The sequence below is a fragment of the Arthrobacter yangruifuii genome (assembly GCF_009192775.1).
GTDB classification, from domain to species: Bacteria; Actinomycetota; Actinomycetes; order Actinomycetales; family Micrococcaceae; genus Arthrobacter_B; species Arthrobacter_B yangruifuii.
In genome coordinates, this window is the sequence record NZ_VTFX01000005.1 from 377,498 (window position 1) to 392,059 (window position 14,562).

At 65.6% G+C, this 14,562-nt stretch carries 14 protein-coding genes; 6 read left to right on the forward strand and 8 right to left on the reverse strand.

Annotated features, from left to right (window positions below; genetic code table 11):
* Nucleotides 1-155 precede the first annotated feature (155 nt).
* From GD627_RS12655 to GD627_RS12665, 3 genes are read left to right on the forward strand one after another with little or no spacing between them, the layout of a single operon-like run.
* Nucleotides 156-935 (forward strand): hypothetical protein, encoded by a 780-nt coding sequence (locus tag GD627_RS12655; protein WP_152272805.1) that lies wholly within the window; start codon nt 156-158, stop codon nt 933-935.
* Nucleotides 935-1,360 (forward strand): phage holin family protein, encoded by a 426-nt coding sequence (locus GD627_RS12660; RefSeq protein ID WP_146362533.1) that lies wholly within the window; start codon nt 935-937, stop codon nt 1,358-1,360. The genes GD627_RS12655 and GD627_RS12660 overlap by 1 nt, the downstream gene beginning before the upstream one ends.
* Entirely contained in the window at nt 1,357-1,986 is a 630-nt protein-coding gene (locus tag GD627_RS12665; RefSeq protein WP_152272806.1) for a DUF3618 domain-containing protein, read from the forward strand. The genes GD627_RS12660 and GD627_RS12665 overlap by 4 nt, the downstream gene beginning before the upstream one ends.
* Before the next feature lie 136 nt (nt 1,987-2,122).
* Here the strand turns inward: GD627_RS12665 and GD627_RS12670 are convergent, their stop codons facing one another.
* From GD627_RS12670 to purU, 7 genes are all read right to left on the reverse strand, one after another.
* Nucleotides 2,123-3,211, reverse strand: coding sequence for a Gfo/Idh/MocA family protein (locus GD627_RS12670; RefSeq protein ID WP_152272807.1), 1,089 nt, complete (start codon nt 3,209-3,211; stop codon nt 2,123-2,125).
* Nucleotides 3,212-3,414: 203 nt separating this feature from the next.
* Nucleotides 3,415-4,497 carry a substrate-binding domain-containing protein gene (locus tag GD627_RS12675; RefSeq protein ID WP_152272808.1) on the reverse strand — a complete coding sequence of 361 codons (1,083 nt, stop codon included), beginning with the start codon at nt 4,495-4,497 and terminating at the stop codon, nt 3,415-3,417.
* Nucleotides 4,498-4,560: 63 nt separating this feature from the next.
* The gene (gene mmsB, locus GD627_RS12680; RefSeq protein WP_152272809.1) at nt 4,561-5,844 is read right to left on the reverse strand and encodes a multiple monosaccharide ABC transporter permease; all 1,284 of its coding nucleotides are present in this window, start codon (nt 5,842-5,844) and stop codon (nt 4,561-4,563) included.
* Nucleotides 5,841-7,406, reverse strand: coding sequence for a multiple monosaccharide ABC transporter ATP-binding protein (mmsA, locus tag GD627_RS12685; RefSeq protein ID WP_152272810.1), 1,566 nt, complete (start codon nt 7,404-7,406; stop codon nt 5,841-5,843). The genes mmsB and mmsA overlap by 4 nt, the downstream gene beginning before the upstream one ends.
* A 237-nt stretch (nt 7,407-7,643) precedes the next feature.
* The gene (locus tag GD627_RS12690) at nt 7,644-8,858 is read right to left on the reverse strand and encodes an ROK family transcriptional regulator (RefSeq protein WP_152272811.1); all 1,215 of its coding nucleotides are present in this window, start codon (nt 8,856-8,858) and stop codon (nt 7,644-7,646) included.
* 50 nt (nt 8,859-8,908) lie between these two features.
* Nucleotides 8,909-9,436 (reverse strand): gamma carbonic anhydrase family protein, encoded by a 528-nt coding sequence (locus GD627_RS12695; RefSeq protein ID WP_146362526.1) that lies wholly within the window; start codon nt 9,434-9,436, stop codon nt 8,909-8,911.
* Nucleotides 9,437-9,466: 30 nt separating this feature from the next.
* Nucleotides 9,467-10,351, reverse strand: a complete 885-nt coding sequence (gene purU, locus GD627_RS12700; protein WP_246165485.1) for a formyltetrahydrofolate deformylase — start codon at nt 10,349-10,351, stop codon at nt 9,467-9,469.
* 45 nt (nt 10,352-10,396) lie between these two features.
* On the opposite strand from purU, the gene GD627_RS12705 reads away from it, so the two are divergent.
* The gene (locus GD627_RS12705; protein WP_146362525.1) at nt 10,397-10,933 is read left to right on the forward strand and encodes a GNAT family N-acetyltransferase; all 537 of its coding nucleotides are present in this window, start codon (nt 10,397-10,399) and stop codon (nt 10,931-10,933) included.
* Here GD627_RS12705 and GD627_RS12710 read toward each other — a convergent pair.
* Nucleotides 10,911-12,008 carry an FAD-dependent oxidoreductase gene (locus GD627_RS12710; RefSeq protein WP_152272812.1) on the reverse strand — a complete coding sequence of 366 codons (1,098 nt, stop codon included), beginning with the start codon at nt 12,006-12,008 and terminating at the stop codon, nt 10,911-10,913. The two genes, GD627_RS12705 and GD627_RS12710, sit on opposite strands and share 23 nt — an antisense overlap.
* Before the next feature lie 269 nt (nt 12,009-12,277).
* On the opposite strand from GD627_RS12710, the gene glyA reads away from it, so the two are divergent.
* Both glyA and GD627_RS12720 read left to right on the forward strand, forming a co-directional pair.
* On the forward strand, nt 12,278-13,561 hold the full coding sequence (gene glyA, locus GD627_RS12715) for a serine hydroxymethyltransferase (RefSeq protein ID WP_152272813.1): 1,284 nt from the start codon (nt 12,278-12,280) through the stop codon (nt 13,559-13,561).
* A 2-nt stretch (nt 13,562-13,563) separates the two neighbouring features.
* Nucleotides 13,564-14,556, forward strand: a complete 993-nt coding sequence (locus GD627_RS12720) for a bifunctional methylenetetrahydrofolate dehydrogenase/methenyltetrahydrofolate cyclohydrolase (protein ID WP_246165487.1) — start codon at nt 13,564-13,566, stop codon at nt 14,554-14,556.
* The last annotated feature ends 6 nt before the right edge of the window (nt 14,557-14,562 follow it).

Consider the following 14,562-nt stretch of genomic DNA (forward strand, 5'->3'; position numbering starts at 1 on the left):
ACTGAATCGGTGCCAAAAGACAACCATGCACAGGGGTAAATAGCAAGGGCACTTATAATTCTAACACGCTACACATTCATAACTAAGTGTGCTTATTATCGGTGTACGAACCATCCAATCTTGATCAGCAGTTGCAATGACGAAAGAGAGCGATGATGACAGAGAATTTCACTCCGCGCGACGGAAGCCATGCAGCAACACCGGCTGGAAGCACCAGTGATTCCACCGCCTCGGCGAAGGCCGAAGCGGCCAAGCAGCAGGCAGGCGACATCGCCCAGCAGGCCAAGGGTAACGCGGCGCAGGTGGCGGACACCGCCAAATCCGAAGCAGCCGGCGTCGCCTCCGAGGTGAAGAGCAATGCTCAGGATCTGTTCATGCAGGCACGCTCCGATCTCACCGAGCAGGCCGGCGTACAGCAGCAGAAGGTGGCCGAAGGACTCCGGTCCATGGCCGATGAGCTGCATTCCATGGCACAGTCCGGCCAGTCAGGCGTTGCCACCGATCTCGTAGGCCAGGCAGCCAGCCGTGCCTCGTCCGCCGCAACGTGGCTTGACGGGCGCGATCCGGGATCCCTGCTGGACGAGGTCAAGGGCTTTGCCCGTCAGCGTCCGGTGGCCTTCCTCGCCATTGCAGCCGGAGCCGGTTTCCTTGCCGGGCGCCTGAACAAGGGCCTGAGCGCGGGGCTCCCGAACCAGGGCGGCGCCGCAACCGGAGCTGCAGGCCAGCACACGGCCCCGGCCGTGCCGCCGGTGCCTCCCGTGCCGCCGGCACCCGGAGCGCAGCCCACGGTCGGCACTCCCGGTGCCGTTGCCGACCCCTTCGGCACCGAACCCGTCCGCCCGGCCGGTACCGGCCCGGCCTCGGCACAGACACTTCCGCCCACCCCTTCCACTGGTGTTCCGGCAGCTGATCCCTACAGCGGTGGTCGGCACTGATGAGTACCGAAATCCCTCCCACCCCCGCACAGGCCAAGGCGGAGTCCACTTCTCTGGGTGATCTCCTCGGCCAGGTCACGCAGGACATGTCCACCCTGATGCGCCAGGAAGTGGAACTGGCAAAGGTCGAGCTGAAACAGTCAGGGACCCGTGCAGGCAAGGGTGCCGGCTTGCTCGGGGGAGCAGCCGTAGCAGGCTACTTTGTCCTCCTGTTCCTGTCGGTGGCCCTTTGGTACGCACTGGGCACAACGGCGATCGGCTTCGGCTGGTCCGCAGTCATCGTGGCGGTACTCTGGGCCATTGTTGCCGCCATCCTGGCCTCGCGCGGGCGCAAGGAACTCAAGAAGATCAAGGGCATGCCGCAGACGTCCGAAACGCTGCAGGAAATTCCCCAGACCATGAAACCAAGCGAGGAAACACGATGAGTGAAAACCCGGATGAGATCCGCGCCGACATCGAAGCAACCCGCCGGCGCCTTGGCACCAACGTGGACGCAGTGGCGGACAAGGTAACCCCCTCCCACATCGTCCAGCGCCAGACGGACAAGATGAAGGACAAGGTATTCGGAGTGAAGGACAAGGTGATGGGTGTGGCCGATTCAATGGGTAACAGCGCAGGCAACACCGGCAGCAGGATCAGCGGCAGTGCCTCCGATATGGGCTCCAGCGTCTCCGACGGCATGTCGGCCGCCGGTTCGGCTGTCCAGGGTGCGCCGGCGAAGCTGGCTGGCCAGGCGCAGGGCAACCCCGTGGCCGCCGGCCTGATCGCCTTCGGTGCCGGCCTGCTGGCCGCAACCCTGATTCCCGCCAGCGACAAGGAACGCGTTGCTGCCGACAACCTCAAGACTGCCGCGCAGCCGATGACGGATGAGCTGGCCGGAGCCGCCAAGGAAATGGCCCAGGGCCTGAAGGAGCCGGCACAGGAAGCGGTGGAGAACATCAAGGCCACCGCCACCGACGCCGCGCAGAACGTGAAGTCCGAGGGCCAGGCTGCAGCATCCGACGTCAAGGACTCCGCTTCGGAGGCTCCGCAGAACGTCAAGAACGCCTAAGCAGCAGGACCTGCCCGGCACACTCCCCGGCGGTTCCTGTGGCCCCTGCGGGTGATCCCGGACAGCAAACGACGGCGGTGCCGCACCTTCGCAGGTGCGGCACCGCCGTCGTTTGTGCGTGGGGTCATGCGTCCGCTTAGCGGGGGACGGATGCCTTGTCATTGGAATACAGCACGCCGATCTGCGCCCGTACGGCGTCAAAGAGCCGCATGGTCCGCAGGGAATCCGCCCACGTCATGGTGGGGCTTTCCACCAGTCCCGACTGGATGCAGCGGGTTGCTTCCCGCAGCTCGTATGCGTAGCCGTTGCCTACCTGGGGGAAGCGCTCCACGCGGGATTCGCCGGTCTGGGGAACGATGGTCAGTTCCACCGGGTTATGCAGGGGCGACCCGGTCCGAAGCCATCCCTTGGTGCCGGAAATGACGGCGGTCCGCGGGGAAGCGGAGACCAGCGACGAGGTGAGCTGAGCCAGGCCGCCGGAGGCATATCCCAGCGTCAGTGCGTTCTGGGCATCCACACCGTCGGGGTTGATGCTGCCCACTGCATGCACCGTCTCGGGATAGCCGAGTGCACCCAGGGCAAAGGTCAGCGGGTAGACGGTGAGGTCAAGCAGCGCTCCGCCGCCCGCGGCCGGGTCCCAGAGCCTGCTGGCCGGGTCGTAGGGCGCCGGGAAGCCCAGGTCCGCCTGGACCCAGTTGATGTCTCCAAGCTCGCCCGCGGCAATCAGTTCCCAGATGCGGTTGACGCAGGGCAGGAACCGCGTCCAGACCGCTTCCATGAGAAAGAGGTTCCGGGACCGGGCCAGTTCGATCAGGTCCTCGGCCTCGCGGGCATTGATGGTCAGGGACTTTTCACACAGGACGTGTTTGCCGGCCTCCAGCGCGCGCCGGGCAATCGGATAGTGCTGGGCATGCGGGGAGGCAATGTAGACCACGTCGACGTCGGGGTCGGCGAAGAGCCGGTCGTAGCCCGGGATGCCGTCCTCGTCGTAGTAGCTCCGGGCGAAACCGAAGCGGGCAGCGAAATCCTCGGCGGTGCCCTGCCGGCGGGAGCTGACCGCCTGCAGGACGGCGTCTTCGAGCCGGGCGATGTCTTCCGTGACGCGCTCGGCAATGTTGCCGGTGGCGACGACGCCCCACCGCAGGGTCCGGCCCGTGGAAGAGACCGGGCTTGGTGCCCCCGGCTGTACACAGGGCGGGGTGGGAATGTGTTGAAGGGCAGTCATGGTCCTCGTCTTCCGCGTCGTTGCAGGGAGTCACCCCTACTCTATGGTTGCTTCAGGCCGCAGCCTAGGGGACCGGCCCGCAGTCCTTCCGGCGCCTGGCCCCGGTGCCCGGGGAGGGGAGCCCGGGGAACCAGATGGAACAGCCCGGGTCTCCGCTGGAGAAAACCCGGGCTGTTCCGCCCCGAGGGGCTGTACTTACGTGCTTACTTGATCAGCTTGGAAAGCGTGGGGTCATTGGCGTAGGCCTCTGCAGCGTTGGCCTTGGTCACGATGACCGGCTCCAGCAGGTAGCTTTCGACAACCTTCTTGCCGTTGTCGTAGCTCTCGTCGTCGTTGATTTCGACTTCCTCACCGGCGCCCAGTGCCTTGACCATGTCAATGCTCTGGTTCACCAGGTTGCGGGTGTCCTTATTGATGGTGGAGTACTGCTTGCCTTCCATGATCAGCTTCACGGACTCCACCTCGGAGTCCTGGCCGGTGATGACGGGCAGCGGCTTGCCGGCGCCGGTGACCGAGGTCAGGACGGCGCGGGCCAGGGTGTCATTGGGGGAGAGGACGCCGTCCAGTTCCTGGGTGGCGTAGTTGCTGGAGAGCAGGGTGTCCGCACGCTTCTGGGCGTTCTCGGCCTTCCAGCCCTGGGTCACGGCCTGCTTGAACTCGGTCTGGCCGGAAGCCACCACCAGGTTCCCGGACTCGATCTCCGGCATCAGCACGTCCATGGCCCCGTCGAAGAAGACCTGGGCGTTGGCGTCATCGGGGGAGCCGGCGAACAGCTCGATGTTGTAGGGGCCTTCAGGCTTCTTTTCCTTCAGCCCGTCCAGCAGGGCCTGGCCCTGCAGCTGGCCGACCTTGAAGTTGTCATAGGCAACGTAGTAGTCGACGTTTTCGGTGTTGGTCAGCAGACGGTCATAGGCAATGACGGTGATACCGGCATCCTTGGCGTCCTGCAGCTGCGAGCCGAGCTGGCTGCCGTCAATGGCACCCACGATCAGGACCTCAACCCCGTTGGTGATCATGGAGCTGATCTGGTTCTGCTGCTCGGACACGCCGCCGTTGGCGAACTGGACCTGGCCGTCGTAGCCGGCCTCCTTGAGGCCATCGTTGAAGAGGGTCTCTGCCAGCACCCAGTTCTCCGAGGTCTTCTGCGGCAGGGCGACGCCGATGGACGCCCCTTCGTCGAAGCCTTCTTCGGTGCCGGAAGCGGTTTCTTCGGAGCGGCCGCAGGCGGACAGCGACAGTGCTGCCACCGTGGCGACAACCGCGAAGGACTTTGCGAAATTACGCATGGTGTTCTCTTTCTGGATAGCGAATATGAAACTCAGTGCCTGGTCGGTGAAACGGTGTTGGCGTCAGTGCGAAATGACGGTTTTTGTGCCTGTGGGCATTTCCGGGGCGGCGTCGACAACGGGTGCCGGCGCCGGCTTGTTGCCGCCGAAGTTGCGCATCAGCAGTCCGGTGATGGACGGCTTGCCCTGGGTCTTGTTGTAGACATCCAGTGCCACGGCAATCAGCAGGACCAGTCCCTTGATCATGGAGGTCAGGTCGGCGCCGACGCCCAGCAGCTGCAGGCCGTTGTTCAGGACGGCCATCACCAGGCCGCCGACGACGGAGCCCACCACGGTGCCGACGCCGCCGGAAACGGCCGCACCGCCGATGAAGACGGCTGCAATGGCGTCCAGCTCCCAGTTGGTGCCGTCGAACGGACCGGAGGCGGTGGAGCGGGCCACGAAGATCATGCCGGCCAGGGCGGCCAGGATGGACATGTTCATCATGACCATGAAGTTCACCTTCTTGCCCTGCACGCCGGAGAGCTCGGCTGCGTGCCGGTTGCCGCCCACGGCGTAGACATGACGGCCCAGGATGGTCTTGTTGGAGACGAAGCCGTAGAACAGGACCAGGGCACCCAGGATGATGCCCGAGACGGGGAAGGAGGTGCCGGGACGGCCGGTGGCGAACAGGTACGTGGCGTAGAGGATCACGGCGCAGAGCAGGCCGATCTTCACCACGGGCACCCAGACCGGCGGGTTGGCGGTGCCGAGCTTGGCATTGCGTGAACGCTTGCGCATCTGGCCGTAGACCACGGCGGCGCACAGGATGAGGCCGAGCAGCAGCGTCAGGTTGTTATATCCGGGGACGGGGCCGCCTTCGGGAAGGTAGCCGGCACCGATGAACTGGAACTCGGAGGGGACCGGAACGGTGTTGGACTTGCCGACCCACTGGTTGGCGCCGCGGAAGATCAGCATGCCGGCCAGGGTGACGATGAACGCCGGGATCCCGATGTAGGCCACCCAGAAACCCTGCCAGGCACCGATGGCGGCGCCGACCAGCAGGCCCAGGAGGATGCCGGCGTACCAGGGCAGCCCCCAGTCCCGCATGGCCATCGCGACGACGATGCCGGAGAACGCCGCGACGGACCCCACGGAGAGGTCGATGTGCCCGGCAATGATCACGAAGACCATACCCACCGCGAGGATCAGGATGTAGGAGTTGCCGTTGAACAGGTTGATCATGTTCGTGGACGTGAGCGTCTTGCCCCCGGTGAGGACCTGGAAAAGGACAACCAGGATGCCCAGGGCGAAGATCATCCCGAACTGGCGGTTGTTTCCGCCCAGGAGTTGCTTGATGGCGTTCATGAAAGGGTTCCTTGTGCGGCGTAGGTTTTCTTGGCGGGGGAGGTCATGAGCCTCATGAGGTTCTCCTGGTCGGCTTCGTCCTTGGAGAGCTCACCGGTGATTGCCCCTTCGAAGATGGTGTAGATGCGGTCCGAGAGACCCAGGAGCTCGGGGAGCTCGGAGGAGATCACAATGACGCCCTTGCCCTGGTTCGCGAGCTGCTGGATGATTCCGTAGATTTCATACTTGGCGCCCACATCAATGCCGCGGGTGGGTTCATCCAGAATCAGCAGATCCGGGTCGGTGAACATCCACTTGGCCAGGACAACCTTCTGCTGGTTGCCGCCGGAAAGCTTGGAAACGCCCTCATCGACCGTGGGTGCCTTGGTGCGCAGGCTCCTGCGGTATTCCTCCGCATGGCGGAACTCGGCGTCGTCGTCGACCACCAGGCCCCGGGTGATCTTTTTCAGGTCTGCGGAAACCGTGGTGGCCTTGATATCGTCCAGCAGGTTCAGGCCCAGCGTCTTGCGGTCCTCGGTGACGTACGCCAGGCCGTGGTCAATGGCGGAGTGCACGGTCCGCAGGGTGATTTCCTTGCCGTCCTTGATGATCTGGCCGGAAATGAAGTTTCCGTAGGAGCGGCCGAAGATGGAACGGACCAGTTCGGTGCGCCCGGCTCCCATGAGTCCGGCGAAACCGACAATCTCGCCGCGGCGGACGGAGAAATCCGAGCCCTTGCAGACCAGGCGGTCCGGAACCGTCGGATGCCCTACGGTCCATCCGCGGACTTCGAAGAAGGTTTCCCCGATTGTGGGGGTGTGGTCCGGGAACCGGGATTCCAGGGACCGTCCCACCATGCCGCGGATGATGCGGTCTTCGTCCGCGCCTTCTGCGGCGACGTCGATAGTCTCCACTGATTTTCCGTCGCGGATGATGGTGATGGAATCCGCAATCTGCTCAATTTCGTTGAGCTTGTGCGAGATCATGATGCAGGAGATGCCCTTGTCCCGCAGTCCGGACATCAGCCCGAGCAGGTGCTGGGAATCGGTCTCGTTCAGCGCGGCGGTGGGCTCGTCGAGGATGAGCAGCTGCACGCGCTTGCTCAGCGCCTTGGCGATTTCCACCAGCTGCTGCTTGCCCACGCCCAGGTCCTTGATGGGGGTGGTGGGGTCTTCCTTCAGGCCCACGCGTTCCATCAGGGCCAGGGTCTCGAAGTTGACCTTGTCCCAGTCAATGACGCCGAACCGGGTGGGTTCGTTGCCCAGGAAAATGTTCTCCGCAATGGAGAGTTCGGGAATCAGTGCCAGTTCCTGGTGGATGATGACAATTCCCGCGGCTTCGCTGGAGCGGATGTCCCGGAAGGAGACGGCTTTGCCGGAGAAGACGATTTCTCCGGTGTAGGTGCCGTAGGGATATACCCCGGAGAGGACTTTCATCAGTGTTGATTTACCGGCACCGTTTTCGCCGCAGATGGCGTGGATTTCCCCGGCCCGGACTTTGAGCGAGACGTCGGACAGGGCTTTAACGCCGGGAAACTCCTTGGTGATGGAGTGCATTTCCAGAATGTTGGTACTAGCCGACATACGCGCTATCCCTGCCGTAGTGGCAGGCGGCGCGCTGTGCGCCTACTGCCGGAGCTGCTGCTGCTGCTCGCATGAGTGCCTCCGTGTGACTTCTTTGTCGTGATGTGGCCCACAGGGTGGGTCGATAAGGTAGTTAACACGGTCACAGGCACTGCCGTCAACTCTTGAACGCAAAGGATCGACATTCCGGCCGGGTTGCTTCCCGCAAAGAGGTGCCCGAATGCCGGGGCTGACTGGCTAGGGGGCAGCGGCGCCCTGGGCCTGGAGGACCAGTGCCGCGGCTCCCAGGGCCTCGGCACGGTCTCCGAGGGAGGACATCATGACGGTGGAGGTTTCCCCGACCAGGGGGACGGCGTGACGCAGCAGGCCGCGCCGGATGGGATCCAGGAAAATGTCGCCCAGCGCGGTCAGCGAGCCGCCGATGATGATGAGTTCGGGATTCAAGGTGTTGGCAAGGTTGGCGGCCGCCCGGCCCACCGCCGCACCGGCGTCGTCAATGACGCGGAGGGTGGCCGGGTCCTTCCCTGCGGCGCGGGAGAGAATGTCCGAGGTGCTGATGGTGCCGCTGGAGCCGCGGCTGAGCAGCTCGATCATGATCGAGGTGGAGGCAATGGTTTCGAGGCAGCCGCGGTTGCCGCAGCGGCAGATCAGGCCCTGGTCAAAGATGGTGGCGTGGCCGATTTCGCCGGTGATGCCGACGTTGCCGTAGTACAGCGACCCGTTGATGATGAGCCCTGCGCCGATGCCGGAGGCCACTTTGACGAAGATCAGGTTCTCGCTTCCTCCGTGCGGGCCCCAGGTCACCTCCGCCAGCGCCCCGAGATTGGCGTCATTGTCCACATACACCGGAACGCCCAGTCGGTCCGCCAGATCTTCGCGCATATTGATACCCACCCATTCGGGCAGGATGGCGCCCTGGACCACCGTGCCGGTCCTGCGGTCGATGGGTCCCGGGATGCCGACGCCGGCGCCCAGCACTGCACTGCGGTCCACGCCCTGGCGGCGCAGCAGCCGGTCCAGGAGTGAGGCGGCGGCATCCATGCCGTCCGCGGCGGAGTGGCCCAGCGGCAGCAGGATGGACTCTTCCTGCAGGATCCGGTGGCCGAGGGAGGCAAGCACCACCCGCACGTGCCGGCGGCCGATGTCGATTCCCGCGGCTACCGCGCCGGACTCGTTCAGCCGGACGGACAGGGCCCTGCGTCCGGAGCTGGTGGTGGGTTCGGTGATCACCAGCCGGCGCTCGTTCATGGCCCCGACAATGTTGGAAACGGTGGCGCGGGACAGCCCCGTCTGGCGCGAAATCTCTGCCTGGGTCAGCGGCGCGGACGCCAGCAGGGCTTCGACAATGCGCTGTTGGTTCCGTTCCCGAAGGGCGCTCTGGGAGCCCGGCTTAGGGGTGGAGCTTCCCGGTGTCCGGGCGGTCCTCAGCGTCGAGGAGGGATGTGCTGGCATAAATTAAGAGTCCTACATCACACTCTTGCAGTCAAGAAATGAACGCAAGGCTAGGACAGCGCCGTGGTGGCGGCACGGTGGTCGGCAGCGGTCTGCCGGTAGTTTTCGGCGTTGGCCCGGACTCCTTCGACTTCGGCATCCGTGAGGGGGCGGCGGACCTTCGCCGGCATTCCGGCCACCAGGGAACGCGGAGGCACCACGGTGCCTTCAAGGACCAGGGCACCGGCGGCCACCAGGGATCCGGCGCCGATGACGGCACCGTTCATGACGGTGGCGCTCATGCCGATCAGGCAGTCGTCTTCGATGGTGCAGCCGTGCACCACCGCATTGTGGCCTACGCTGACGCGGTCACCGACCGTCGTCGGAAAGCCGGGATCCGCATGCAGGACCACGTTGTCCTGGAGGTTGGTTCCGGTGCCCACACTGATGCTGTTGGAATCGCCGCGCACGCAGACGCCGTAGAAGGCGCTGGAGTCTGCGGCCATGGTGACGTCGCCGATCAGCGAGGCGGTAGGTGCAAGGAAAACGCTGGGGTCAATGGCCGGGGTCTTGCCCCGGAGTTCAATAATGTGTGCCATGCCACCAGCGTAGTGCCGTGGGACGGGATGTCAGTTGAAGACGATGGTCCGCCGGCCGTCGAGCAGGACCCGGTGCTGTGCATGCCAGCGAACGGCCTTGGACAGTGCCCGGCCCTCCACGTCGCTGCCCAGTGCCGCGAGTTCCGCTGCGGAGCGGGCGTGGTCCACCCGGATGACTTCCTGCTCAATGATGGGGCCCTCGTCCAGGTCCGAGGTGACGTAATGCGCCGTGGCACCGATCAGCTTCACGCCGCGGGCATGTGCCTGGTGGTAGGGCCGGGCCCCCTTGAAGGAGGGCAGGAAGGAATGGTGGATATTGATGGCACGCCCGGACAGCTCGTTGCAGAGGTCGGTGCTGAGGATCTGCATGTAGCGGGCCAGGACCACTAGTTCAATGTCCAGCTCGGCCATCAGGGCGCGGAGCCGGCCCTCGGCCTGGTCCTTGGTGTCCGCAGTGACGGGAAGGTGATGGAACGGCACCCCGTAGAAGTCCGCGAGGGACTCCAGGTCACGGTGGTTGGAGACAATGGCCGGGATATCGATCGGCAGTGTCCCGGCGCGCTGCTGGAAGAGCAGGTCATTGAGGCAGTGGCCGGACTTCGAGGCCATGATCAGGGTGCGGGTCCGCCGGCCGGCATGGTAGAGGTCCCAGGTCATGTTGAACGCCTCCGCCGTGGCGGCGAGTCCGGCGTGGACCTCTTCATAGGATTGCGGGGACCGGAAGTCCACCCGCATGAAGAACGAGCCGGTCTCCGGGCTGCCGAACTGCGCGGACTCGATGATGTTGCCTCCGGCAGACACCAGCGCTCCGCTGACGGCATGGACAATGCCCGGCAGGTCGGGGCAGGACAGTGTCAGCGTGTAGGCGGTGCCGGTGGCGCCGGCAGGGGAGGCCTCGGGAATCGAAAAGGTCACGATGCCTAGGTTACCGGTTTCAGCGCCCTGGCCTAGGGTGGGCACATGGATGTCCTGTTCCTGCCTTTTTCCTCCAAGGACGAGGATGAGCTTGTCCGTTTCCTCACGACCAACAGTTTTCCGTACCACCGCATCAAGGCACCGTCCGAGGGGCTGGTGCGCCGGCTGTTGATTGAGGGGCGGTTCGACGGCGACGGCGTACGTACCTTCTGGGTGTTCGGGGACAACCAGCGGATGGGCCTGGCCATCCTGGAGGACCTGGACACGAACACGCCGGTCCTGGACCTGAGGCTGGTGGAAAAGTTCCGCGGCCACGGATACGGGGTTCCGGTGCTGAAGTCGCTGACGGAGAAGGTGTTTGAGGACTATCCGGAGGCACACCGGTTCGCCGGCCGCATGCGGGAGGACAACATAGCCATGCGCAGAACGCTCATCCGATCGGGTTTCCTGAAGGAAGCCCACCACCGCGAGGACTGGCCGCTGGAAGACGGACGCAGCGTGGCCACCGTAATTTATGCGATCCTGCGCCGTGACTGGGAGCGCGGCACGGTGACCACCTTCACCTGGGAAGAACTTCCGTAGCCACCTGCTGCAGCGCGGCGAGCGCTGCGGCCCGTCCGGCGCGGGTGGCCCCCAGCGTCGAGGAGGATTCCCCGTAGCCCACCAGCAGCAGCCGGGGCTCACGGACCACCCGCACGCCGTCCATCCGGATCCCGCCGCCGGGTTCACGCAGGCGAAGAGGTGCCAGATGGTCCAGGGCGGCCCGGAATCCGGTGGCCCAGAGGACCGTATCGACGGACTCTTCGGACCCGTCCGCGAAGACAACGCCGGTTTCGGTCAGGCGGTCGATGGGTCCGCGGGATATCAGTACCGAGTCCTCGATGCCCCGGCGGTATTCATCGGTCAGCGGCAGGCCCGTGGCTGAGACAACGCTCAACGGCGGCAGCCCGGCACGGGTCCGTGCGCTGACCTTCGCTTCCACGGCCCGTCCCCACTCGGCGTCGAACGGGCGAAGGGTGAATTCCGGTGGCCTGCGGGTGGACCAGAGCGTCCCGACGCCGGCCCGGTGCAGCTGCAGCAGGAACTGCACGGCCGAGGTGCCCCCGCCGACCACCAGGACCTGCTGTCCGGCAAATTCGGCCACGCTGCGGAAGTCCCGGGTATGCAGCTGTCTGCCGCCGAAGGATTCCCGTCCGGGATAGTAGGGCCAATAGGGCCGGTCCCACGTGCCGGTGGCATTGATGACTACCCGGGCCTGCCACCCGCGTCCGTCCGCGGCCCGGACACTCAGGCGGCTGCCGCTGCCCGCGGAATCGGCAGACACGGCGGACACGGAGACCGGGCGGACGACGTCGAGCCCGAACCTGCGTTCGTAGCGTTCGTAATACCGGGTGACGACGGCGGAGGCAGGTTCAGCGGGATCAGGGGTGCCCAGCGGCATGCCGGGGAGATCGTGCAGGGCGTGGGCCGCGCCGAAGGTGAGCGAATCCCAGCGGTGACGCCAGGCTCCGCCCGGGCCGGGGTTCGCGTCCAGCACAGTGAACCCGGGACCCGGCGCGAGGCCGCGGCGGCGCAGATGGTAGGCGGCACTGAGCCCGGCCTGGCCGGCTCCAATCACCAAAATGTCCGTTTCCACCGCTGACCTCCCTTTCCCCATCCCAACCGTCCGGGCAGCGACGCTATTCCGTCATCCTCTGCACCCGACGGACCGGGGACGCTAGGATGGAAAGCGTCGCGACTGGCGTCAGGTGGATCACCACCGGGAAGCGGCACGGCCCCCTCGGGGGCCTGGAAGACTCCGGATCGCACGCCTGGGCCGAGGGTTACGAGCGAAACTGCCGTGCCATGCCCACGGGTCCCCGCCCGGACCCGGTACCGGCAGGGCAGGTAGCCTGACCTATTGAGAACCTCTTCCCAGGAGATCCAGTGAGAGTATCCACCCAGAGCGTCACCAACGCGCCGCTTGTTGATGTTGATCCCGAAATAGCGGCCGTCCTGAAGGATGAACTGTCCCGCCAGCGCGGCACCCTCGAGATGATCGCTTCAGAGAATTTCGCGCCGCGCGCGGTCCTGGAAACCGCGGGATCGGTGCTGACGAACAAGTATGCCGAGGGATATCCCGGGCGCCGCTACTACGGCGGCTGCGAGTATGTCGACGTTGCGGAGAACCTTGCCATTGAGCGGGTGCGGGCGCTCTTCGGAGCGGAGTTCGCCAACGTCCAGCCGCATTCCGGAGCACAGGCCAACGCCGCTGCGCTCGCCGCCCTGATGCAGCCCGGCGAGAAACTGATGGGGCTGAACCTGGCCCACGGCGGGCACCTGACCCACGGCATGAAACTGAACTTCTCCGGCAAGCTCTACGAGGTGGCCGCCTACGGGGTGGATGAGCAGACGCACCGGGTGGACATGGACCGTGTCCGCGAGCAGGCCCTGGCCGAGCGGCCGCAGGTGATCGTCGCCGGGTGGTCCGCCTATCCGCGGCAGCTGGACTTTGACGCCTTCCGCTCCATCGCCGACGAAGCGGGTGCCTACCTGTGGACGGACATGGCGCACTTCGCCGGCCTGGTGGCCGCGGGACTGCACCCGAACCCCGTGCCCGCCTCCGACGTCGTCACCTCCACCGTGCACAAAACCCTTGCCGGGCCGCGCTCGGGCATGATCCTGGCGAAGCAGGACTACGCAAAGAAGCTGAACTCCGCCGTCTTCCCCGGCCAGCAGGGCGGTCCGCTCATGCACGTGATTGCCGCCAAGGCCGTGGCCTTTCGGATCGCCGGTTCCGAGGAGTTCCGGGAGCGGCAGGAACGCGTGCTGGAAGGGGCGCGGATCATTGCCGAGCGCCTGACCGCCCCCGACGTGGCGGAACACGGAGTCTCGGTGCTCACCGGCGGCACGGACGTGCACCTGATCCTGGTGGACCTGCGCCGTGCGGCGCTGGACGGGAAACAGGCCGAGGACCTGCTGGAGTCCGTGGGCATCACGGTGAACCGCAACTCCGTGCCCTTCGATCCGAGGCCGCCGATGGTGACCTCCGGCCTGAGGATCGGCACCCCCGCGCTCGCCACCCGCGGCTTCGGGGCCCCGGAATTCACCGAGGTTGCCGAGATCATTGCCGCCGCGCTCAAGCCGGCCCCCGACGTCGAGGCCCTGCGCACCCGCGTGCGGGCGCTCGCAGATAATTTCCCGCTTTACCCCGGACAGGAGGAATGGTAACCGTGGAGAAAGGAACCAATATGGAGGGCGCCGTCACCGGTGAGGACACCAGCGTGAACCTGGGCTGGGACGTCAAGGAAAAAACCGACTTCGGCACCCCCGTCGCGGCGAAGATCCTGGACGGCCGCGCCGCCGCCCGGGACATCAAGGATGACCTGGCGGAACGGGTGCGCGTGCTGAAGGACGAACACGGGCTTACCCCGGGGCTGGGAACGGTGCTCGTGGGCGACGATCCCGCCAGCCACTCCTACGTGGGCGGCAAGCACAAGGACTGCAAGCAGGTGGGGATCAATTCCATCCGCCGGGACCTCCCCGGCGACATCAGCCAGGCAGACCTGGAAAAGGTCATCGACGAGCTGAACGAGGACCCGGCCACCACCGGCTACATCGTCCAGCTGCCGCTGCCGGCCCACATTGACGCCAACGCCATCCTGGAGCGGATCGATCCCGCCAAGGACGCCGACGGACTCCACCCGGTGAACCTGGGCCGCCTGGTCCTGAACGTCAGCGAACCCATGACCTCCCCGCTGCCCTGCACCCCGCACGGGATTGTGCAGCTGCTGGTCCGCAACGGCATCTCCCTGAACGGCAAGAAGGTCCTCGTGGTGGGGCGCGGCGTCACCGTGGGACGGCCGCTGGGGCTGCTCCTGACCCGCCGGCCCATCAACGCCACGGTTACCCTGGCGCACACCGGGACCGTGGACCTGTTCGAGCATCTGCGCGAGGCAGACGTGGTGGTCGCAGCCGCCGGCTTCCCGGAAATGATCCGGGCCGAGGAGCTCAAGCCCGGAGCCATTGTGCTGGACGTCGGCGTCACCCGGGTCACGGACCCGGAGACCGGAAAAACCACCCTGACCGGCGACGTGGATCCCGCGGCGGCCGACGTCGCCGGCTGGATCTCGCCCAACCCCGGCGGCGTGGGACCGATGACCCGGGCCATGCTGCTGGCCAACGTGGTGGAAGCGGCTGAACGGCAGGCCGGGATCCTGGTCTAGGAGCCG

Coding starts and splice junctions, on each gene's coding strand:
- GD627_RS12660 (WP_146362533.1), top strand. CDS start 935: ATGAGTACCGAAATCCCTCCCACCCCCGCACAGGCCAAGGCGGAGTCC.
- mmsB (WP_152272809.1), bottom strand. CDS start 5,844: ATGAACGCCATCAAGCAACTCCTGGGCGGAAACAACCGCCAGTTCGGG.
- GD627_RS12710 (WP_152272812.1), bottom strand. CDS start 12,008: ATGGGGAAAGGGAGGTCAGCGGTGGAAACGGACATTTTGGTGATTGGA.
- GD627_RS12675 (WP_152272808.1), bottom strand. CDS start 4,497: ATGCGTAATTTCGCAAAGTCCTTCGCGGTTGTCGCCACGGTGGCAGCA.
- GD627_RS12705 (WP_146362525.1), top strand. CDS start 10,397: ATGGATGTCCTGTTCCTGCCTTTTTCCTCCAAGGACGAGGATGAGCTT.
- mmsA (WP_152272810.1), bottom strand. CDS start 7,406: ATGTCGGCTAGTACCAACATTCTGGAAATGCACTCCATCACCAAGGAG.
- GD627_RS12670 (WP_152272807.1), bottom strand. CDS start 3,211: ATGACTGCCCTTCAACACATTCCCACCCCGCCCTGTGTACAGCCGGGG.
- GD627_RS12655 (WP_152272805.1), top strand. CDS start 156: ATGACAGAGAATTTCACTCCGCGCGACGGAAGCCATGCAGCAACACCG.
- GD627_RS12665 (WP_152272806.1), top strand. CDS start 1,357: ATGAGTGAAAACCCGGATGAGATCCGCGCCGACATCGAAGCAACCCGC.
- GD627_RS12695 (WP_146362526.1), bottom strand. CDS start 9,436: ATGGCACACATTATTGAACTCCGGGGCAAGACCCCGGCCATTGACCCC.
- GD627_RS12690 (WP_152272811.1), bottom strand. CDS start 8,858: ATGCCAGCACATCCCTCCTCGACGCTGAGGACCGCCCGGACACCGGGA.